Annotated in this window: 22 protein-coding genes and 1 pseudogene; 3 read left to right on the top strand and 20 right to left on the bottom strand. The window is 68.5% G+C overall.

Annotated elements, in window-relative coordinates:
* Positions 1-75 precede the first annotated feature (75 nt).
* From ABD116_RS25980 to ABD116_RS25960, 5 genes are read right to left on the bottom strand one after another with little or no spacing between them, the layout of a single operon-like run.
* A complete protein-coding gene (locus ABD116_RS25980; RefSeq protein WP_343975466.1) occupies positions 76-834 on the bottom strand; it encodes a type III pantothenate kinase in 759 nt (252 codons plus the stop codon).
* Positions 834-1,688, bottom strand: a complete 855-nt coding sequence (gene nadC, locus ABD116_RS25975) for a carboxylating nicotinate-nucleotide diphosphorylase (protein WP_343975464.1) — start codon at positions 1,686-1,688, stop codon at positions 834-836. Before nadC ends, ABD116_RS25980 begins: the two co-directional genes overlap by 1 nt.
* Positions 1,688-3,349, bottom strand: a complete 1,662-nt coding sequence (locus tag ABD116_RS25970) for an L-aspartate oxidase (protein ID WP_343975461.1) — start codon at positions 3,347-3,349, stop codon at positions 1,688-1,690. The genes nadC and ABD116_RS25970 overlap by 1 nt, the downstream gene beginning before the upstream one ends.
* Before the next feature lie 22 nt (positions 3,350-3,371).
* Positions 3,372-4,199: a pantoate--beta-alanine ligase gene (panC, locus tag ABD116_RS25965; protein WP_343975458.1), complete on the bottom strand. Its 828-nt coding sequence runs from the start codon at positions 4,197-4,199 to the stop codon at positions 3,372-3,374.
* On the bottom strand, positions 4,196-5,056 hold the full coding sequence (locus ABD116_RS25960; RefSeq protein ID WP_343976831.1) for a Rossmann-like and DUF2520 domain-containing protein: 861 nt from the start codon (positions 5,054-5,056) through the stop codon (positions 4,196-4,198). The genes panC and ABD116_RS25960 overlap by 4 nt, the downstream gene beginning before the upstream one ends.
* 123 nt (positions 5,057-5,179) lie before the next feature.
* Between ABD116_RS25960 and ABD116_RS25955 the strand changes: the two genes are divergently transcribed.
* Both ABD116_RS25955 and ABD116_RS25950 read left to right on the top strand, forming a co-directional pair.
* A complete protein-coding gene (locus ABD116_RS25955; protein WP_343975456.1) occupies positions 5,180-5,758 on the top strand; it encodes a 2'-5' RNA ligase family protein in 579 nt (192 codons plus the stop codon).
* Positions 5,755-6,483: pseudogene (locus tag ABD116_RS25950) on the top strand (SAM-dependent methyltransferase); the annotation flags it as partial. The gene ABD116_RS25955 and the pseudogene ABD116_RS25950, both read left to right, overlap by 4 nt.
* Positions 6,484-6,584: 101 nt before the next feature.
* Here the strand turns inward: ABD116_RS25950 and ABD116_RS25945 are convergent.
* Positions 6,585-8,009: a PH domain-containing protein gene (locus tag ABD116_RS25945; RefSeq protein ID WP_425552146.1), complete on the bottom strand. Its 1,425-nt coding sequence runs from the start codon at positions 8,007-8,009 to the stop codon at positions 6,585-6,587.
* Positions 8,006-8,494, bottom strand: a complete 489-nt coding sequence (locus ABD116_RS25940) for a PH domain-containing protein (RefSeq protein ID WP_343975450.1) — start codon at positions 8,492-8,494, stop codon at positions 8,006-8,008. The genes ABD116_RS25945 and ABD116_RS25940 overlap by 4 nt, the downstream gene beginning before the upstream one ends.
* Positions 8,495-8,520: 26 nt before the next feature.
* Here ABD116_RS25940 and ABD116_RS25935 point away from each other — a divergent pair, with 26 nt between their 5' ends.
* Positions 8,521-9,714 (top strand): NADH-quinone oxidoreductase subunit D, encoded by a 1,194-nt coding sequence (locus tag ABD116_RS25935; RefSeq protein WP_343975447.1) that lies wholly within the window; start codon positions 8,521-8,523, stop codon positions 9,712-9,714.
* 44 nt (positions 9,715-9,758) lie between these two features.
* On the opposite strand, the gene ABD116_RS25930 is transcribed toward ABD116_RS25935, so the two are convergent.
* From ABD116_RS25930 to ABD116_RS25870, 13 genes are all read right to left on the bottom strand, one after another.
* Entirely contained in the window at positions 9,759-10,148 is a 390-nt protein-coding gene (locus ABD116_RS25930) for a hypothetical protein (protein ID WP_343975444.1), read from the bottom strand.
* A gap of 37 nt (positions 10,149-10,185) precedes the next feature.
* Positions 10,186-10,626: a hypothetical protein gene (locus ABD116_RS25925; RefSeq protein WP_343975441.1), complete on the bottom strand. Its 441-nt coding sequence runs from the start codon at positions 10,624-10,626 to the stop codon at positions 10,186-10,188.
* An 11-nt stretch (positions 10,627-10,637) separates the two neighbouring features.
* Positions 10,638-11,156 carry a DUF3180 domain-containing protein gene (locus ABD116_RS25920; protein WP_343975438.1) on the bottom strand — a complete coding sequence of 173 codons (519 nt, stop codon included), beginning with the start codon at positions 11,154-11,156 and terminating at the stop codon, positions 10,638-10,640.
* A gap of 2 nt (positions 11,157-11,158) precedes the next feature.
* Entirely contained in the window at positions 11,159-11,722 is a 564-nt protein-coding gene (folK, locus tag ABD116_RS25915) for a 2-amino-4-hydroxy-6-hydroxymethyldihydropteridine diphosphokinase (RefSeq protein WP_343975435.1), read from the bottom strand.
* Positions 11,719-12,123 (bottom strand): dihydroneopterin aldolase, encoded by a 405-nt coding sequence (gene folB / locus ABD116_RS25910; protein WP_343975432.1) that lies wholly within the window; start codon positions 12,121-12,123, stop codon positions 11,719-11,721. Before folB ends, folK begins: the two co-directional genes overlap by 4 nt.
* The gene (locus ABD116_RS25905; RefSeq protein ID WP_343975429.1) at positions 12,120-12,581 is read right to left on the bottom strand and encodes a nuclear transport factor 2 family protein; all 462 of its coding nucleotides are present in this window, start codon (positions 12,579-12,581) and stop codon (positions 12,120-12,122) included. Before ABD116_RS25905 ends, folB begins: the two co-directional genes overlap by 4 nt.
* The gene (gene folP / locus ABD116_RS25900) at positions 12,578-13,375 is read right to left on the bottom strand and encodes a dihydropteroate synthase (protein ID WP_343976828.1); all 798 of its coding nucleotides are present in this window, start codon (positions 13,373-13,375) and stop codon (positions 12,578-12,580) included. Before folP ends, ABD116_RS25905 begins: the two co-directional genes overlap by 4 nt.
* A 141-nt stretch (positions 13,376-13,516) precedes the next feature.
* Positions 13,517-14,665 (bottom strand): S1 family peptidase, encoded by a 1,149-nt coding sequence (locus ABD116_RS25895; RefSeq protein WP_343975427.1) that lies wholly within the window; start codon positions 14,663-14,665, stop codon positions 13,517-13,519.
* A gap of 161 nt (positions 14,666-14,826) precedes the next feature.
* The gene (gene folE / locus ABD116_RS25890; RefSeq protein ID WP_343975425.1) at positions 14,827-15,399 is read right to left on the bottom strand and encodes a GTP cyclohydrolase I FolE; all 573 of its coding nucleotides are present in this window, start codon (positions 15,397-15,399) and stop codon (positions 14,827-14,829) included.
* A gap of 67 nt (positions 15,400-15,466) precedes the next feature.
* A complete protein-coding gene (gene ftsH / locus ABD116_RS25885) occupies positions 15,467-17,497 on the bottom strand; it encodes an ATP-dependent zinc metalloprotease FtsH (protein ID WP_343975422.1) in 2,031 nt (676 codons plus the stop codon).
* 206 nt (positions 17,498-17,703) lie between these two features.
* On the bottom strand, positions 17,704-18,255 hold the full coding sequence (hpt, locus tag ABD116_RS25880; protein WP_343975419.1) for a hypoxanthine phosphoribosyltransferase: 552 nt from the start codon (positions 18,253-18,255) through the stop codon (positions 17,704-17,706).
* Positions 18,256-18,259: 4 nt separating this feature from the next.
* Complete coding sequence (gene tilS, locus ABD116_RS25875) at positions 18,260-19,288, bottom strand: tRNA lysidine(34) synthetase TilS (protein WP_343975416.1); 1,029 nt, start codon at positions 19,286-19,288, stop codon at positions 18,260-18,262.
* The gene (locus ABD116_RS25870; RefSeq protein ID WP_343975413.1) at positions 19,260-20,354 is read right to left on the bottom strand and encodes a zinc-dependent metalloprotease; all 1,095 of its coding nucleotides are present in this window, start codon (positions 20,352-20,354) and stop codon (positions 19,260-19,262) included. The genes tilS and ABD116_RS25870 overlap by 29 nt, the downstream gene beginning before the upstream one ends.
* Between the last annotated feature and the right edge of the window lie 5 nt (positions 20,355-20,359).

Genomic DNA, 20,359 nt, shown 5'->3' with positions numbered 1-20,359 from the left:
AGGTGTCGCTGATCACATCGTGATCCTGTGACAGGCAGTATTCAAGAGCCTTGCGCCGTGAGTTAAGGGTAGCTCTCAGTGGTTGCGCGTGAAGGCCTGGTGCAGGCCGTGCAGGGTCAGGAAGGGCTCGTGGTGCTGGATCTGGCTCGACTCCCCGACGATCAGCGGTGCCAGGGCGCCCGTGGCGACCACGGTCACCTGGTCGAAGCCCTGCTCCGCGATGATCCGGGTGATCAGCCCGTCGACGAGCGACGCGAAGCCGAAGACGGCACCTGATTGCAGCGCTTCGACGGTGTTCTTGGCGACGACCGAGCGCGGCCGGACGAGCTCGATCCGGCGCAGTTGGGCCGCGGAGGCGCCGAGGGCGTCGACGGCGGTCTCGATCCCGGGCGCGATCGCCCCGCCGATGAAGGCGCCATTGGCGTTGACGACATCGACGGTGGTCGCGGTACCGAAGTCGGCGACGATGCAGGGAGCGCCGTACCGGTTGACGGCGGCCAGTGCGTTGGCGATGCGGTCGGTGCCGACCTCACGCGGGTTGTCGACGAGCACCGGCAGGCCGGTCTTCACACCGGGCTCGACGACGACGCTCGGTACTTCGTGGTAGTACCGAGCGACAACATCCCGCAACTCGTGCAGCACATGCGGTACTGCGGAACACACCGCCACCCCCGACACCGGGGACTCGCCGGCGAGCAGCCCTTCGAGCAGGACGGCCCACTCGTCCGCAGTACGGCGTGGATCCGTCCCCACCCACCAGTGGCGCTTGACCGTGCCCTCGAAGATCAGGCCGACCAGAGTTCTGGTGTTCTCAACGGCAACGGCGAGCAACATCAGGCAGCCTGGAGATCCATCGCGATGTCCAGCACGGGGGCCGAATGGGTCAGTGCGCCGACCGCGAGGAAGTCGACGCCGGTCTCGGCGACCTCGCGAGCCACCTCGAGCGTCAGCCCGCCCGACGCCTCGAGACGAGCCCGGCCGGCCACCTTCTCGACGGCCTCACGTAGTACCGCGATCGGCATGTTGTCGAGCAGGACCAGCTCGGCCCCGGACTCCACCGCGATGATCGCGTCCTCGACGGTGTCCACCTCGACCTCGACGGACAGATCCGGATAGGCCTTGCGGACCAGCCGGAACGCCTCCGCGACCCCGCCGGCGGCGATCACGTGGTTATCTTTGATCAGAGCCGCGTCCGACAACGCCATCCGGTGGTTCTGCCCGCCGCCGCAGCGGACCGCGTACTTCTCCAGCTGGCGCAGCAGCGGCATCGTCTTGCGGGTGTCCCGGATGATCGCCCCGGTGCCGGCAACGGCCTCGACCCAGCGACTGGTCAGCGTGGCCACACCCGAGAGGTGGCAGAGCAGGTTGAGCGCAGTGCGCTCGGCCGTGAGCAGCTGCCGGGTCTTGCCGCGCACGGTCATCAGCACCGCGCCCGCCTTGACCTGCGCGCCGTCCACGACGGAGTGCTCGATCTCGACCTCGTCCTTGCCCGCGATCAGCCGCACCACCAGTTCGGCGATCTCCAGGCCGGCCACGACACCGTCGGCCCGGGCCACGAACTCGGCGACCGAGACCTGGTCCGCCTCGACCGTGGCGGTGGTGGTCACGTCGACCCCGCCCGCCAGGTCCTCCTCGATGGTGGCCCGGACGAGGTCCTCGACCCATTGCTTGTCGAGCGTGTCATCCATTACTTGTTCCCCTCAGGTGCTGCTTGCGCCACGAACGTCGCGGCAGGCCGTGCCGAATCATCCTCGGCCGGCAGCGTCAGGTCCAGACTGCCCGACCAGTGCTCGTCGTCGCGATCCGGGTGGTCCTCCCGCCAGTGCGAGCCGCGGCTCTCCTCCCGGGTGGTCGCCGCCTCGATCAGCGCGGAGGCCACCGTGGCCAGGTTCGTCGCTTCCCAATCGGGAGTTCCAGGCTGCTCGGCCGGCTGCTCGATCAGCTTGGCGAGTCTGTCACCAGCCTCCGACAGTCCGCCAGCGCTTCTGATCACCCCGGCGCCGACGGTCATCACGCGCTGCAACTCCGGTACTACGTCCGCCGCAACCAGCCCGGGAACGCGGTGATCGGGGGCCGGCTCACGTAGTACCGGCAAGTGCTCGGCAAGCGACGCAGCGATCCGCCGGGCGAAGACGAGACCTTCGAGAAGCGAGTTGGAGGCGAGCCGGTTCGCACCGTGTACGCCGGTGCAGGCCACCTCGCCACAGGCGTACAAGCCGGGCACCGAGGTCTGGCCGTGCAGATCCGTCCAGACCCCTCCGGACGAGTAGTGGCAGGCCGGCGCGACCGGGATCAGCTCGTGCACCGGGTCGATGCCGTGCGAGCGGCAGGAGGCGAGGATGGTCGGGAAGCGCACCCGCCACTTCTCGTCGCCGAAGCCGCGGGCGTCGAGGAACATGTGATCCTTGCCCGAGGCAAGCATCTGGCGCATGATCGCCTTCGCCACGACGTCGCGCGGGGCCAGGTCGGCCAGCTCGTGCTGACCCTGCATGAACCGCTTGCCCTCGTGGTCGACCAGGAACGCGCCCTCGCCGCGGACAGCCTCGGAGACCAACGGCTGCTGGCCTTTGGCGCCCTTGCCGAGCCACAGCACGGTCGGGTGGAACTGGATGAACTCGAGGTCGCGCACCTTCGCACCGGCCCGCAGGGCGAGCGCCATACCGTCACCGGTCGAAACACTGGGGTTGGTCGTCGCGGCGTACAGCTGGCCTAGTCCGCCCGAGGCGAGGATCACTGCGCGGCTGCGGATCGCGCCGACGCCGTCCAGCTGTCCCTCGCCCATGACGTGCAGCGTGACCCCGGCAACCGCGCCATCGTCAGAGAGCAGCAGGTCAAGTACCAGCGCGTGCTCGATGATCCGGATGTCCGGTGCCCGCTTCACCGCAGCGACCAGTGCGCGCTCGATCTCCGCACCGGTGGCGTCACCACCCGCATGCGCGATCCGGTTGCGGTGGTGGCCGCCCTCGCGGGTCAGTGACAGGCCTCCCCCGGCACCGGTGTCGAATACGGCTCCCAGGTCGATCAGGTCCCGTACTGCCTCCGGACCCTCGGTCACCAGCACCCGGACGGCCTCTGGGTCCGACAGCCCGGCCCCGGCGACCAGGGTGTCGTTCAAGTGGTCCTCTGGCGAGTCCTCCGGGCTGAGCGCCGCAGCGATCCCGCCCTGCGCCCACTGGGTCGACCCGGAGGCGACGACGTCCTTCGTCACCACCAGCACCGAACCGAGCTCACGAGCCCTCAGGGCGGCCGTCAGCCCCGCTATCCCCGAGCCGATCACCACCACGTCGACCGTGTCGGTCCAACCGGGTTCAGGCGCAGCCAACCGCTGCGGCACAGCAGGAGCAGTCATCCCGCGACGGTATCAATCGATTTCACCGGAGCGTGATGGAAATGTTGTCAATGAGACGAGTACTACCTACGCGGGCCGCTATGAGCATGCGGGCCTCACCGGGGCCGATCACTGGGCCCAGGTCTGGTGCCCTGAGCGCTAGATAGTCGATCTGCACCGACGGGACCGCCTCCAGCTCGGCATGAGCAGCAGCCAGTACTGCGTCCGGCCCGTTCATCCCGGCCTTCGCACCGGCGGTCAGGGCGCGGTACAGGACCAGTGCCTCGTCACGCTCGGTCTCGTCCAGGTAGCGGTTGCGTGAGGACAGCGCTAGTCCGTCAGGCTCGCGCACGGTCTGCACCGGTACGACATCCACGTCCATGTCGAGGTCGCAGACCATCTCGCGGATCAGCGTGAGCTGCTGGTAGTCCTTCTCGCCGAACAGCGCCAGGTCGGGCGAGGTCAGGTGCAGCATCTTCGACACCACCGTCAGCACCCCGGTGAAGTGCCCCGGCCGGACCTGTCCCTCGAGCTCGTCGGCCAGCGGGCCGGGATGCACGGTGATGGACGGCTCGTTCGGGTAGAGCTCGTCGCGGGACGGGTTGAAGACCAGGTCGACCCCCTCGTTCTTGGCGATCGCCAGGTCGCTGGCCAGCGTCCGCGGGTACCGGTCGAAGTCCTCGGACGGCCCGAACTGCAAGGGATTCACGAAGATCGTCAGCACCACGCTGCCGTCCGGACCGACCCGTTCCCGGGCCTCGGCGAGCAACGCCGCGTGGCCCTCGTGCAGCGCGCCCATCGTCATCACGACCGCCCGCGGCCGGATCGCCGCCGCCGCTCGCAGCTCGGCCTTGGTCTGGGTGAGTCTCACCGTGGTGCCTCCCCTGTTCGATCCCGCTCAAGCACCTCTGCTCGTTGCAGTACTTCGTAGAACCGATCGGCCGTACTGCGCTCCAGCCGGCCGTCCGCCGTCGCCAGGTCCACCGTCGCCCGGGCCAGCTCGGCGTACGTGCTCGCGGTGCGCCCCCTGAGTACCGCCAAGTGGGCTGCCACCGTCTCGACGTCGCCGCGCGCTATCGGCCCGGTGAGCGCATCATGACCGGAGCGCAGCGTGTTGTCGAGAGTTGCGGTCAGCAAGGGTCGCAGTGTCGCGGCCGGGTCGGTGATGCCGGCGTCTCGTAGTACTGCGAAAGCCTGTGCGAGCAGAGTGGTCAGGTGGTTCGCCCCGTGCACCAGACCCGCGTGGTAGCGGGCGCGCTGGTCCTCGGCGACCCACTGGAGATCGGCGCCCAGCGCCTTCACCAGTCGCTCCACTACCGGCTTTGCCCTTTCGGGCGCAGTTGCGGTGAAGGTGATGGCGCTGAGGTCGGGGCGGTCGCCAGTGAAGGTCATGGGCGGGTGCAGCGCTACAGGGATCGCCACTGTCGGCTGCAGGACGGATAGGCCGTGCGCGCCGGACAGATGGACGACGTACTGCTCTGCTGTCAGCGGGAGACTCTGGGCGACCTCACTGATCGCACTGTCCGGTACCGCGACGAGCACGACGTCCGCGCGAGCCGTCACCTCGGCAGGCGACAGGATCGGGACGTCCGGAAGGAGCCTCGCGGCGCGATCCAGCGATGCCTGCGAGCGTGCTGTGACCCCGGTGACGGGATGTCCGACGGACGCCAGGGCTGCTCCCAAGGCGGCGCCGGCCCGGCCGGAGCCGATGATGCCGATGCGTTCCATGTCCACTCTCGTACGTTCCAGTCCTCTGCCGAGGTACCAGACGAATTGATGCGGTTCAGGACAGCGTAGTGCTCATTTGTGGGGTTGGGTCGAGTGTTAAGTCACAGGTGGGACTATTGGCCGGTGAGTGGACAACCTGACCCCTGGGCGGCGCGGACAGGACTTACTGCGATCTTGATCGCGGTACCCGAGCTGACCGAGTTCACCGACCGGTGGCGCTCGGTCTCCTTCTCCTCAGCGCGGCCAACAGCCGCCCTCACCGAACTGGTCCCGCCGCATGTGACGGTGCTCGTGCCCTGGTTGCAGGACCCGTCCCCTGAGGACGTACAGCGGCTGCAGGACGCAGTCGTTGACATCGAGCCGTTCGACCTGTGTTTCAAGACGGCCGGGCAGTTCCCCAACGGCACGACCTGGCTCCGCCCCGAGCCCTTCGACCAGGTTCACGACCTGGTGGCGACCGTACTGGCTGCCTTCCCCGAGTGCCCGCCCTATGGTGGCCAGTTCCCGGACCCGCATCCCCACCTGACGATCTCCTCGTCGGACCGGGGCGGCCCCGGCCTGGTCGCCGAGGCCCAAGCTGCCCTTGAGGCTGAGGAGGTCCCGGCGGTCCGACTGGACGACCTCACCATCTGGCGCGAAGGCGACGACGGCATCTGGCAGCTCACCGGCTCAGTACCGCTGGGCGGGGATCCTGCGCTGTGAGGTTCCGCGAGGCCTGGCAGGCGGCCCTCTACGGCCCCACCGGCTTCTACCGCCGTGAACGCCCCGCCGCTCACTTCCGCACCTCAGTGCACGCCTCACCCCTGTTCGGCCAAGCAGTAGCCCGATTGGCCGAGCAGATCGGCGCGAAGCAGGTGACCGACATCGGTGCCGGCGAAGGCGAACTAGGCCGCGTACTACGAGCCGCCAGCCTCACCGTGGTCGACGTGGAGCTGGACGACGACCTACCGCCCCGCCTCACCGGACTCGTGATCGCCAACGAGTGGCTGGACAACATCCCGTGCGAGGTCGCCGAGCTGGACGACGCCGGAGTGCCCCGGTACCTGCTGGCCGACCAGACCCTGGGCGATGTTGTCGAAGGCAACGACCTGGCCTGGCTGGAGAAGTGGTGGCCACTCGGCGAGGTGCAGCTGGCCGGCGGAGTGAGCGAAATGGGCGCGCCGGGTGACCGAGCCGAGATCGGCCTCACCCGCGACGAGGCCTGGGCCGACGTGGTAAGCCGTCTGGACGACGGCATCGCGCTCGCGATCGACTACGGCCACGTCCTGCGGCCGGAGGACGCCTCCCGGGGCGGGCGACACGGCACGCTGGCCGGGCGGCCGCCGTACGGGACGCTGACCGGCTTCCGGGCCGGCCGCGAGTGCGAGGTCCTCCTTGACGGCTCCTGCGACATCACCGCCCACGTAGCCCTCGACTCCCTTGCTGCCGCGGTCGGCGGCGAGCTGACCACCCAGCGCGAGGCACTGCAGGCGCTCGGCCTCTCAGCAGTGCGCCCCAGCCAGGAGCTCGCCCGCACCGACCCCCTGAGCTACCTCGCCGAGTTGTCGTCAGCAGGAGAAGCGGCCGAGTTGTTGAACCCGTCCGGCCTCGGCTCGTTCGGCTGGGTCTGGGCGGGCATCGAGTCCGCAATACGGCGTGCTTCTCGGGCCCTGATCGCCTGAGCCTGCACCAGCGCCGCAGCCTCCTCCTGGTCCCGGTGGAGCGCAATAGCGTCCGTCGGCCCCTCAGGGGTGTCCACGTGGACGTTGGCGAGCCGTAGACGCCGCTGGAGCGGTCCCTGGTGCAACCGGACCGACTGGGTCTTGTGGTGGAGCACGATCGACGTACGGCGGCTCACCCAACCCCGAGTGGTCACCAGTACCTGGTCGTCGAACCCGTAGGCCAGGTACCGCCAGCCGACCGGCCGCAGCCACTTCGCTCGCGACGGCGCCTGATGCATCGGCACAGCGGACAGGTTGAAGCCGGGCAGCACCCGCGCCAGCACCCCGATCACTTCCTGATGCGGACCGACCGGCAACAGCTGGGAGCCCTCGTGCTCGTCCTCGCCGTCCCCCTTGGAGCCGGCCACCCCGGCAATGTCCAGGTCGACCCGAGACCAGCCCAGCAGCCGCCAGATCAACGGCTCGGTGATCAGCAGGCCCTGCACGCGTCCCGGCGGCACTGTCTGTCGCTGTACGTCGAACAGCCCGCGCTTGGTACGCAGCCCCTCATGCGTCTCCGACAGCGTGAACCCGTGGTTGCCGACGACCTGCTTCCAGATCGGCTGCACGACGCCGAGCAGCAGCGGCAGACCGGCGAACAGCCCGGCATGCGCATCCAGCACGGTGACAGACACGATCAGCACGACCAAACCACCGGCACTGGCGAGCACTGTCGACGACAGCAGGGTGGCACCGAGCAGGCGTCCGGTCGGGACGACCAGTAGCGGCTCGGGCTCGACCTCATCGGCCGGGTGCTGCTGGACGGCGTGCTCGCCCTTTGCCCGGACCAGCAGGGTCGCGCGCAGCTTCTGCGCCTCGTCGTACGTGAAGTAGCTCAGCCGGCCGTCGTTCTTGCCGCCGCCGGCCACATCCATCCGCAGCTCGGCCATCCCGAACAGCCGGGCGACGAACGGCTGCGCGACGTCGATGGTCTGGATCCGGTCGAACCGGATGATCCGGGTCCGCCGGAACAGGAAGCCGCTGTCGACCCGGATCGCGTCGCCGGTGAGCTGCCACTTGGTGAACCACCACGACAGCGCGCCGAGCAGGATGCCACCGACCAGGACCGCGCCCAGGCCGATCCCGGCGATCTTCAGGTTGGTCCGCAGGCCCTCGTTGTTGGCCATCGCGATCGCCGCGACGACGAAGTACCCCCAGCCCTTCACGAACGGCGTCAGCGGATGCAGCCGCGCGCCCATGACCTCCTCGGTCAGCTGCGGAGGTTGAGTCAGTTCCTGCGGCGGCTCGGTCACAGGCCCCACGCCTGGGCTTGGCCGAGCGCGGACAGGCGGTCACGCAACCGGCTCGCCTCGTCCGGATGCAGCCCGGGGATCTTCGCGTCGGTGGCCGGCGTCGCCGTGTGCAGCTCGACCGTTGCGATCCCGAACGACCGCTCCAGGGGACCAGCCGCGACATCCACGAACTGCATCCGCCCGTACGGCACCACGACCAGCTGGCGGAACATGATCCCGTGGCTGACCAGCAGCTCGTCCTCGCGCTCGGCGTACTTCCAGGACCGCTGGTTGCGCCCGATCAGCACCCACGCCCACAGGTAGCCGAGCACGACGAGCACCACCGCCAGTACGCCGTACAGCCAGTCCAGCAGCATCCCGAGCAGCAGGAGTCCGGCGACGGCCAGTACGCCGAACATGATCGCCGCGCTGACCCGGCGTACCGCCGCAAGCTTGGGCGAGACCGGCGTCCAGCTGACATCCGAAGGAGCAAAGAGGTCGTCCACCCTCTAAGCCTGTCACGATAGGGGTCATGAGTACCGAACGTGTGGTGGGAATCGGGGCCGGTGCCGCTGCCTTCGAGCGGGGTGGGACCGATCCGGGGTCCGAGCTGCCGACCACCGACATGGTGCTCAACATCGGGCCGCAGCATCCCGCGACGCACGGCGTACTGCGGTTGCGGCTGACCCTGGACGGCGAGCGGATCGTCGGTTGCGAGCCGATCGTCGGCTACATGCACCGGGGCGCGGAGAAGCTGTTCGAGGTCCGTGACTACCGGCAGATCATCGTGCTCGCGAACCGGCACGACTGGCTGTCGGCGTTCTCCAACGAGCTCGGCGTGGTGCTCGCCGTGGAGCGGATGATGGGGCTGGAGGTCCCGGTCCGCGCGGTCTGGCTGCGGACCCTGCTGACCGAGTTGAACCGGATCCTCAACCACCTGATGTTCCTCGGCTCGTATCCGCTCGAGCTGGGCGCGATCACGCCGGTCTTCTACGCCTTCCGCGAGCGCGAGACGATCCAGGCCGTGATGGAGGAGCTGTCCGGCGGGCGGATGCACTACATGTTCAACCGGGTCGGCGGGCTGAAGGAGGACCTCCCCTACGGCTGGCTGGATCGGGCGGGGGCAGCGTCTTCCGCAGTACGGCGCCGGCTGCCCGACATCGAGAACCTTGTCCTGGGCAACGAGATCTTCCGGGCCCGGACGGTCGGGGTCGGCCGGCTCTCGCCGGAGCTGATCGCGGCGTACGGGGTCTCCGGCCCGATCGCGCGCGCCTCGGGAGTCGACGCCGACCTACGCCGCGACGAGCCGTACCTGGCCTATGAGGAGCTCGCGCGCGACGGCGTACTCCGCGTAGTCACCCGCACCGACGGTGACTGCTTCTCCCGCTTCTCCGTCCTGCTGGAACAGGTGAAAGTCTCCCTGGACCTGGTGGACGCCTGCCTCGACCGCCTCCGCACCATGCCGGCCGGCCCGGTCAACGTCCGCCTGCCCAAGATCCTCAAGGTCCCCGAAGGCCAGACCTACACCTGGACCGAGAACCCGCTGGGCATCAACGGCTACTACTTGGTCTCCCGCGGCGACAAAACCCCGTGGCGCCTCAAACTCCGCTCCGCGAGCTTCAACAACATCTCGGTCCTCCCCGAGATGCTCCCCGGCACCATCGTCGCCGACATGATCGCCATCCTCGGCAGCATGTTCTTCGTCGTCGGCGACATCGACAAGTAACCCGTACTCCGCCGCTGCCGCCGACGAAAACCCACCGCCGCCGATCAGCTCCGGCCGGTCCTCCGTCGCCAAGCAGCCGCGGCTGCGACCGCGCCGATGGCCAGCAACCCAGCACCGGCCACCTGCCCGCCCTTCCGGGCGCAGCCGACGTTGGCGCAGTCGGGCGGTGTGTACGGCACCCCTGGGTTCAACTCATGCGTCTCGTCGGCCGACACATAGGCCGTAGTCGCCGGAAAGTCCCAACCCTCCGCACTCAGCAGCCGATACCAGTACGCGTCGTCCCAAGCTTTCGTCCGGCAGACCACGTTCACCGATGGCGACTGATACGGCGATGGGCCCAGATGCCCGATCGGCACGTGGTCCTGGTTGTAGACGGTGACCGTGCCTTGCGGGTCGTTCATCGTCACTGCCGGGAAATTCGCGTCCAACCCCATGAGTACCCCTCCCCTTCCCAGCAGTATGGGAGGGAGGTCAGGAAGCTGCCAGGCCTCGGAGCTTGAGGTCGACGACCGTCGGGGCGTCGGCGTGGGAGTGCTTGTCGCCGGCGGCGACGACCGTGGCGACCTCTTCGTCGATCTTGTCGAGGCGCTGGTCGATGGTGTCGAGGCGGCGCTGCATCAGATCGACGAACTCGGCGTTCTCGACGACGCGGGCGCTGGTGATACGGGAGTACTCCTGGGCCACCTGGGCGCGTTCGTCGCTGTGCGCGAGGCGTTCGATCAGGAGCTGGTGGCGGGTCAGGACGGAGGCGCCGATCGCGACCGCGACGGCGGCCACGGCGGCGGCGCGCAGGATCCACTGGTTCTGCGAGAACAGGGAGACGCTGACGCCGACGCAGATCATCACGAGCAGCACGTTGGCGACCACGAGAACCGTGGCCCTGGTACGACGGCGGCTACCCCTTGACCCCATGGACCGACATGTTAGGGGGTCTCGTCCGGGTCATCGGGGATCCGACACGCGCGTTCGAGCATCAATCCGGCCGTGACGACCAGCACAGAGATCACCGCCGCAGCACCGGCTGTGATCACACGGTTGCGCGGGCCCGAGGAGCTGACCGCGCCCAGGAAGGATAACGCGAACCCTGCGTAAACACCGCTACACAACGCGCCGACGAACGCGCTGGCTTTGCCGATCAGCAGCAGGAAGACCGCCCGCGACGCCTCGACCCGTTCGCGCCGGACCTGGATCCGCTGATGGGTGTTGCGGGCTGCGACGAACAGCAGCGCGGCCAGGAAGCTCCAGGCGACCAGCGTCAGCCAGGAGACCGTCGGCGCGACGCCGCCGCCGGACTCGATCGCCTTGACCAGGGTCCAGCCGATCGCCGCCCCGAGGACGACGATCGCGACCAGCAGCCGGCGCGACGTCGGCCGGACCGAGCCGGGGCGCGGCGGCTCCTTGCCCGCCCCCGGCGCCCGGTTCGGACCGGTACCGCCCGACACCACTACTGCAGCTCGATGGTGAGATCGTCGAGCTTCTTCACCCCGTCGCTGCCCACCTTGGCGAGCAGCTCGGCCACCGGGCCCACGCCGGGCAGGACCGCGTCGGGCTCGATGTCCAGCCAGGGCGCGAGCACGAAGGCGCGTTCGTGCGCACGCGGGTGCGGCACGGTCAGCTCCTCGGACTCGATCGTCTTCTTGCCGAAGGTGATCAGGTCGACGTCGAGAGTCCGGGGCGCACCAGGTGCCTCGTACTCACGGCCGAAGGCCTGCTCGACGGCATGCGCGCGGTCCAGCAACGTGTCGACCGACAAGGTGGTGTCGGCCAGCAGCACGATGTTCAGGTACGGGCCGGACTCCTCCGGGCCGATCGGCTGGGTCTCGTAGACCGGGGAAACGTCCACGACGACCACGTCCGGGGTGTCCCGCAGCGCGTCGACGCCGCCCTGCAGGTTGGCTTCCCGGTCTCCGAGATTGCTACCGAGCGACAGGATCACCTGCCGGATCGGCTTGAGGCCACCGCTCAGGGTGTCCGCGTCGATCACGTAGGGGCTAGGGGTCTCAGTCACGAGGATTCTCCGGCTCTGCGCTGCACGGTCAGGACAACGTCGTCGAACGGCACCGTGATCGGCGCCGAAGGTTTGTGGATGGTGACCGCGGCACCCGTCACCCGCCGGTCGGCGAGGCACAGATCCGCGATCCGTTGGGCCAGTGTCTCAATCAGATCCACCGGGTCGCTCTCGATGGCCGCATGCACCTGCTCGGCCACCAGACCGTAGTTCACGGTGTCGGCGAGCTTGTCGGAGGCCGCCGCGGGCCGGGTGTCCAGCTCCAGCCGGACGTCCACGACGAATTCCTGCCCGTCGGCCCGCTCGTGCTCGAACACCCCGTGCCGGCCGAATCCACGGATGCCACGGATCTCGATCACGTCCGGCGGCCGCACCTCAAGGGGCAGCGCGGGACCGCTCACTCTGCCTCCTCTTGTCGACCCCCTGACGACAGTACCGGGGAGGCGTGGTGGATCCACAACCGCCAGCCGGAAGTCGTCTTGCGGAAGACGTTGGTGGCCAGTGCCTTGCCACCGGCGAAACCCTCCTCCGGCGCCCCTTCGCCGGACGACAGGACATTCTCCGTACACGTGACGTAGGCCACGTCTTCATCCACTCTTACCTGAACGTCGGTCAGGAAGAACTGGATGTACGGCGTATTGGCGAAGATCATCGCCCAGGCCCGCATCATCTCCGGATACCCGTAGATCGCCGCGTTGCCCGGATGGATGCAGACCGGATCGGGTTCCGGCAGCCAGACAGCCGCCATCAGGTCCAGGTCGCCCGCCTCGAACGCGTTGTAGAACGCCGTGTTGGCGTTCAGCACCACGGACTCCGCGGTCGCGGTCCCTCGGCGCGTACCGTCCGGCTCTTCGCTCATACCGCTCCCCACCGGCGCGCCACCCGTACCGCATCCGCACTCGGCGCCACCGCGTGAGCCCGGACACACCAGGCTCCGGCCGCGGCGGCGAGGGCGGAGACGGCCGCGCTCGCGTCGTCTCGTCGTACGGCCGGTCTCGGCTCGCCGGTCTCCTCGTCGGCGAGCAGCCTACCCAGGAACGCCTTCCGCGAGGCACCGATCAGCAACGGCCTTTCCAGTACGCCGAACTCGCGCAACCGCCGAAGCACCTCCCAGTTGTGGTCCGCGTTCTTCGCGAATCCGATCCCGGGGTCGACCGCGACCTGGTTCAAGTCCACTCCAGCCTCGCTGATCGCCTCCAGCCGCGCGGCCAGCTCGGCGATCACCTCGGCCACCACGTCCTGGTACTGCGCTCGCTCCTGCATCTGCGCCGAGTGCCCACGCCAATGCATACACACGTACGGCGTACTACGCTCCGCCACCAGGCCGAGCATGTCGGGGTCGGCCAGCCCGCCGGACACGTCGTTGACCATCACCGCACCGGCATCGAGCGCCAAAGCGGCCACGTCGGCACGCATCGTGTCGATCGAGATCAGCGCCCCCTCGGCGGCCAGCGTCTCGATCACGGGCAGCACCCGGCGGATCTCCTCGGCCGGCGCGGGCCGCTCGGCACCCGGCCGGGTCGACTCACCGCCCACGTCGAGCAGGTCGGCGCCCTCGGCCATCAGCTCGCGGCCGTGCTTGATCGCGGCCGACGGCTCGAACCACTCACCGCCGTCGGAGAACGAGTCCGGGGTCACGTTGACGACGCCCATCACCAGACATCGATCCGGTCTGGGCAGGCCTTCGAGCTGATTCGGTGGGGCAGTTCGCACCCGACCACCGTAGTGGCCTTGCCCGAACTACCCCACCTAGGTACCAGGCCCCCATCGGCTCCGGGCTCCCGCCCGGGGCCGCTAACCCAGTACCAGCGAGGCGCCGCTAGCGGACAGCGCCTCACCGATCGGTTGTGAGTAGGACTCGTTCTGCTGTCCATGTTTGTCGAGGCACTGCCCGCTGATCAAGGCGGCGCCGCTGGTGATTCCCTGCGCGTAGTCACCGGTCATGTTGGCGCCGCCGGAGTCACCGGCCTCGACGCACGCGGTGTGCTCGATCAGTCCGCGGACGACTTTGTTGTTGCCGTAGTTGACGGTCACGTTGCGGGCGACGATCTTGCCGCAGGTCCAGCCGGTGCTCTTGCCGGACTTGCACAGGTCGGACCCGACCATCGCGTCCGCGGTGCCGCGGACCTGGACGTCGGTCGCGCCCCAGCGCTCGACCCGGCCCTGCTGGTCCCAGCCCTCGATCACGCTGACCGTGCCGAAGTCGTTGCCGGGGAAGCTGGAGCTGCGGGTGTTGCCGATGATGTAGCCGTTGCGGGAGAAGGACGGCTTGCCCGCCGTACAGTGCCCCGCGGTGACGAAGATCCGGCCGCCGTCGCTCGTGGTGGCGTTGAAGCCCAGGGAGCAGGTGTAGCCGGTGTTCTTGTCGACCTGGTAGCCGCCCAGGAGCCCGAACTGCTCGTCCGTGGTGGTGACGACGCCAGGGGTCCGGCGCACCGTCACCTTGCCGCCGTTGGCCTGTGCCTTGCGCAGGAACCGCTTGGTGATCGAGTCCCGGACGCCCTCGGGCACGGAGACGACGACGGTGCCGCTGATCGGATCGACGTACCAGGACTTGACCTGGCCCGCCGTCGAACTGGTCGCGAGGTGATCGAGCTGCTTCTGTACTGCGAAGAGCTGCTCGGCCGTGTAGCGGACGAGCTTGGGGATCGCTCCGGCCTGCCGGACGAGCGCCGCGGTCGCCTCGTCGGACACCGCGACCACCAGGGCCCCGGTGTCGTCGACGTAGCTACCGATCGCGCGCGAGCCGAGCATGCCGTCGAGCGCCTGTGCCTGGTCCTGAATCTGCAGCAGCTGCTGGTCCGCCGTCGGGAGCTTGGCGGCTCCGACGGGGCCACCGGCCCGGTGCTGATCAGCCTGGGCGCCGTTCGCCGCGATCAGTCCGGCAGCCGTCAGTACGACGATCCCGGTGAGTGCGGCGCCGACCCGAAAACGCCCTGACATCCAATCCTCCTCACGCCGGCGCCCTGCACCCGAGTCAGAACGCCACTACGGACCGTAGGCGTTCGGACACGGAATGTCCATGGGAAACGGCTTCGGAAGTTCAACGAACCTGCGGCCGCCGGGGCTACGCGCTTCCGGGAACTTCCTGCCCGGGCAGCGAGTCAGCCGACGATCAGGCTCATCGCCTCGGCCCGGGTGACCGGGTTGCGGAGCTGGCCGCGGACCGCGGAGGTGATCGTCTTCGCGCCCGGTTTCCGGACGCCGCGCATCGTCATGCACAGGTGCTCGCACTCGATCACGACGATCACGCCGCGCGGCCGGAGAATCTCCACCAGCGACTCGGCGACCTGGGTGGTCAGCCGTTCCTGCACCTGCGGCCGCTTCGCGTAGACGTCAACCAGCCGGGCCAGCTTCGACAGCCCGGTGATCCGGCCGTCCGTACCGGGGATGTAGCCGACGTGGGCCACCCCGGTGAACGGCACCAAATGGTGCTCACAGACCGACCAGACCTCGATGTCCTTGACCAGGATCAGCTCGTCGTGGCCGAGGTTGAACGTCGTCTGCAGCACGTCCTCGGCGGTCTGGCCGAGGCCGGCGGTGATCTCGGCGTACGAGCGCGCGACCCGGGCCGGGGTGTCCTTCAGCCCTTCCCGGTCCGGGTCCTCGCCGATCGCGATCAGCAACTCCCGGACGGCGGCCTCGGCACGCGCATGATCGAAGGTCGGCGAAGTCATTTCGCCAACATAGGCGATGCCCCGGGATCCACTACGGATCCCGGGGCATCACCTCGTCCTCGCGGCGTCACTCACCCACGGGTGGGGTGGGCCCTCCGCCGTAGTTCGGGCCCTTGGCGGCCTCGTCCGGTCCGATCGATCCACCCGGGATGACGTCCTGGAGCGAGCCGTTCTGCTCGGCCCGCGGCAGCGGCATCACCGGCGGCTGCTCGGACGGGACCCGGGTCGAGGACCCGGTCCAGGCCGGCCGCAGCTCACGCTTCTGGATCGGCGCGAAGACCCGGGCGATCTCGCCCTTGTCCAGGGTCTCCTTCTCGAGCAGCTCCTCGACCAGCGCGTCGAGCACCGCACGGTTCTCGACCAGGATGTCGAAGGCCTCCTGGTGCGCGTTCAGGATCAGCTTGCCGACCTCCTCGTCGACCGCCGCGGCGATCTCCTCGGAGTAGTTGCGCTGGCTGCCCAGGTCGCGGCCCAGGAACGGCTCGCCGGAGTCCTGGCCGAACTTGATCGCGCCCAGCCGCTCGGTCATGCCGTACTGCGTGACCATCGCGCGGGCCAGTGCGGTCGCCTTCTCGATGTCGTTGCTCGCGCCCGTGGTCGGGTCGTGGAAGACCATCTCCTCGGCGGCCCGGCCACCGAGCATGTAGGCCAGCTTGTCGAGCATCTCCGACCGGGTGGTCGAGTACTTGTCCTCGTCCGGCAGCACCATCGTGTAGCCCAGCGCGCGACCGCGCGGCAGGATCGTCACCTTGTGCACCGGGTCGGAGTGCGGCAGCGCGGCAGCCACCAGAGCGTGTCCGCCCTCGTGGTACGCGGTCAGCACCTTCTCCTTGTCGGACATCAACCGGGTCCGGCGCTGCGGTCCGGCGATCACGCGGTCGATCGCCTCGTCGAGCGCGTTCTTGTCGATCTGCTGCTTGTTCAGCCGGGCCGTCAGCAGCGCGGCCTCGTTCAGCACGTTGGCCAGGTCGGCGCCGGTGAAGCCCGGCGTACGGCGGGCGACCGCGCGCAGGTCGGCGTTCTCCGACATCGGCTTGCCGCGGGCATGCACCTTCAGGATCTTCTCGCGACCCGGCAGGTCCGGCGCGTCAACGGCGATCTGCCGGTCGAAGCGGCCCGGGCGCAGCAGCGCCGGGTCGAGCACGTCAGGCCGGTTGGTCGCGGCGATCAGGATCACGCCGCCGCGGACGTCGAAGCCGTCCATCTCGACCAGCAGTTGGTTCAGCGTCTGCTCGCGCTCGTCGTGCCCACCACCGAGGCCCGCGCCACGGTGCCGGCCGACGGCGTCGATCTCGTCGATGAAGACGATCGCCGGCGCGTTGGTCTTGGCGGTCTCGAACAGGTCGCGGACCCGGCTCGCACCGACACCGACGAACATCTCGACGAAGTCCGAACCGGAGATCGAGTAGAACGGCACGCCGGCCTCACCGGCGACCGCACGGGCGAGCAGGGTCTTACCGGTACCCGGCTGGCCGTAGAGCAGGACGCCCTTGGGGATCTTGGCTCCCACGGCCTGGAACTTGCCAGGCTCCTGCAGGAACTCCTTGATCTCGCCGAGCTCCTCGATCGCCTCGTCGCAGCCGGCCACGTCCGCGAAGGTCGTCTTCGGGGTGTCCTTGGTGATCAGCTTGGCCTTGGACTTGGCGAAGCTCATCACCCGCGAGCCGCCGCCCTGCATCGAGTTCATCAAGAAGATGAAGACGACCGCGATCAGCAGGAACGGGATCAGCGTCGAGAACACCTGGCCGATGAAGCTCGGCTTCGGGTTCTCCACGTCGTACTTCTCGATCTTGCCGTTCTGGAACAGGGTCTGCAGGTCGGAGCCGAGCGTGCTGCCCTGCCCGTCGACCCAGTGCGCCCGGACCTTGGTCCCGTCGGTCTTCTCGATCCGGATCTCCTGATCCGGGTCGATCAGCGTGACGGACTTGATCGTCTTGTCGCTCGACGACGTGGCCTGCTGGATCAGTTGCACGACCTGGCCCGTGGGCTCGGTCTTGAATCCGGTCGAGCCGGTCAGGAGCTGTCCGATCACCAGCACGCCCAAGAAGGCGATGACGATCCAGAACAGGGGTCCGCGGAAGATGCGCTTCACGTCCATGATCAGGGCAGGCGCCCCGTCCCTCCTAGCTCAGCAGGCCCGGGATAACGGGCTTGTGACGGTAATACCAGCTCAAGTGTCTCGTGTCGGGCAAGCGTGCCCACCACGAGGGTCACCGAACGACGGTACGACCCTGTCTACAGCCTGTCACCAAGTCCCCGTCGTGAGGTCCTTGACGGGTCAGCATGCCAGGGGTGGCGCGGAGGTCAGGAATAGACGTGCGGGGCGAGCGTCGCCACGCAGCGCAGGTTGCGGTACTTCTCCGCGTAGTCGAGCCCGTACCCGACCACGAACTCGTCCGGCAGCTCCAGGCCGACGTACTTCACCGGAACCGCCATCTTGGCCGCGTCCGGCTTGCGGAACGCGGTGCAGATCTCGACCGAGGCAGGCTTGCGGGACTGCAGGTTGCTGACCAGCCAGGTCAGCGTCAGCCCGGTGTCGATGATGTCCTCGACGATCAGCACGTGCCGGTTGGTGATGTCGGTGTCCAGGTCCTTCTGGATCCGCACCACGCCCGACGACTTCGTCCCCGAGCCGTAAGACGAGACCGCCATCCAGTCCATCTCGACGTGCCGGCTGAACGAGCGGGCGAGGTCGGCCATCACCATCACGGCGCCGCGCAGGACGCCGACCAGCAGCAGATCCTTGCCCTCGTAGTCCTGCTCGATCCGCCCGGCCAGCTCCCGGAGCTTCTCCTGGATCTGGTCCTCGGTGAAGTGAATCTGGGCCAGGTCCTTCTCGATGTCCGACGCATCCACGAGCTCAGCCTGTCATACCTTTTGCCAGGATGAGGAATCCGCCCTTCCTTGCTGCTTTGACAGCTTGTGGGAGGTCGATCCAGCGCTGGCCGCGCCAATCGGTGACGAGGGCATCGACGGCCGCGATGTGGCCGGCGGTGAGATCGTTTGCCCGGCAACCTGCTTCCAGAGCAGCTTGTCTGAGCACCCGGGTTCGGAGCGCTGTGGGTTCCTCCTCCAGCACCGACACTTCGCAGAGCACTTCACCCTCGGCATGCTGCACCGCGGTCTCTGCCAGGTCAGCCGCCAGTGCGTCGAGCGCGTCGGCGTCGGCCCGCAGCAGGCCCGCCGTACGAGCCAGCGCCTCTGTCACACCCGGGCCCAGCGCTTCCTCGAGGACAGGCAGTACTTCGTGCCGCACCCGGACCCGCCTGTATTGCGAATCGTCGTTGTGCGGGTCGTGCCATGGCCGCAGCCCCGATGCGATGCACGCGGCGGCCGTAGCGCTCCGCGGCACCTCCAACAGCGGCCGGCGCAGCAGCCCCGCCGTAGGAGCCATCCCCGCCAACGACCGAGCCCCCGACCCCCTCGCTAGCCCGAGCAACACCGTCTCAGCCTGGTCATCCCGGGTATGCGCGAGCAGGACGACATCCGCCCCCAACTCATCAGCCACATCCCGCAACGCCTCATACCGAGCAGCCCGCGCCGCCCCCTCAGGCCCACCCTCACTCCCCACCACCACAGCCCGCACCACCACAGGCTCCAGCCCCAACCCCCGACACTGCTCCGCAGCAGTCTCAGCAGTCTTGTCCGACCCATCCTGCAGCCCGTGATCCACCACCACAGCCCCAGCCGTCAACCCCAGCTTCGGAGCCTCAAACGCAGTAGCCGCAGCCAGAGCCAACGAGTCAGCTCCCCCAGAACAGGCAACAAGCACGGTGGTCCCGTGCGGCAGGTCGGCCAAGGCAACCCGAGTAGCCTCCCGCACCCTCGCAACCGCGGGGTGTAGGCGAGGTCTCCGAGGGTCAGCCGTGGAGTCGGGTGACCCAGGCATCGGGGTTGGCGATTTCGGTTTTGGTGGGGAGGGTGTTGGGGGCGGTCCAGATCTTGTTGAAGCCTTCCATGCCTACGCGGTCTACGACGCGGCGGACGAAGGCGGCGCCGTCTTGGTACTGGCGCATTTTGGCGTCCAGGCCGAGGAGTTTCTTCAGGAGCTGGTCGAGGGGGTTGCCGCCGGTGCGGCGGGAGGTGAACTTGGAGCGGATGGTGTCGACGGTGGGGATGACGGAGGGGCCTACGCCGTCCATGACGAAGTCGGCGTGGCCTTCCAGGAGGGACATCACGGCAGTCAGGCGGTCCAGGACGGCGCGCTGCTCGGGGGACTGCATCAGGTCTACGAGGCTCAACTCCGCCTCGCCCTTGACCGACCGGCCGAGACGCTGGACAGCCTCGCGGAACATCGCTGCGTACGCCGACGCGTCCAGCTCCGCCTGGTCGAGGAAAAGCGCGATCTCCGACCGCAGGTGATCCCGCAGCCACGGCACAGCGGTGAACTGCACCCGGTGGGTCTCCTCATGCAGGCACACCCACAACCGGAAGTCCCGCGGTACTACGCCCAGCTCCGACTCGACATGCATCACGTTGGGCGCGACCAGCAACAGCCGCCCAGTCAGGTCAGGCCGAGCCGGATCGGGCTCCGACGGGTAGAACGGGTCGAACTGACCGAGCACCCGAGAAGAGAGGAACGCCAGCAGGGCCCCCGCCTCGATCGCGGTGACCCGGGAGCCGACGCTGGCGGACAGCCCGCCCATCCGCTCCTGCTTCTCGCGCAGCTTGTCGGCCAGCGGCTGCAGTACCGTCCGGAAGCCGTCCGCGTTGGCCTGCACCCAGCCCGGCCGGTCCACGATGACCACGGGAGCCGTGGCCGAAGTAGCAGTCAGCCCGGTGAACTCACGCACGTGGTGCTCCGAGTCGGCGGCGAACTGCCTCAGCTCGGCAACCACCTGGTCCGCCTCGGCCCGACTGACCGCAGGCCCCGGCCGGAGCAGCTTGCGAGCCACCCCGATCGCCAGCTGCCAGTCGACCATCTCAGTCGCGGTACTACCTTCAGCCGTACTCATACATC

Source organism: Kribbella koreensis (assembly GCF_039525325.1).
Classification (GTDB): Bacteria; Actinomycetota; Actinomycetes; order Propionibacteriales; family Kribbellaceae; genus Kribbella; species Kribbella koreensis.
This window is presented reverse-complemented; position numbering and strand designations above follow the sequence as displayed.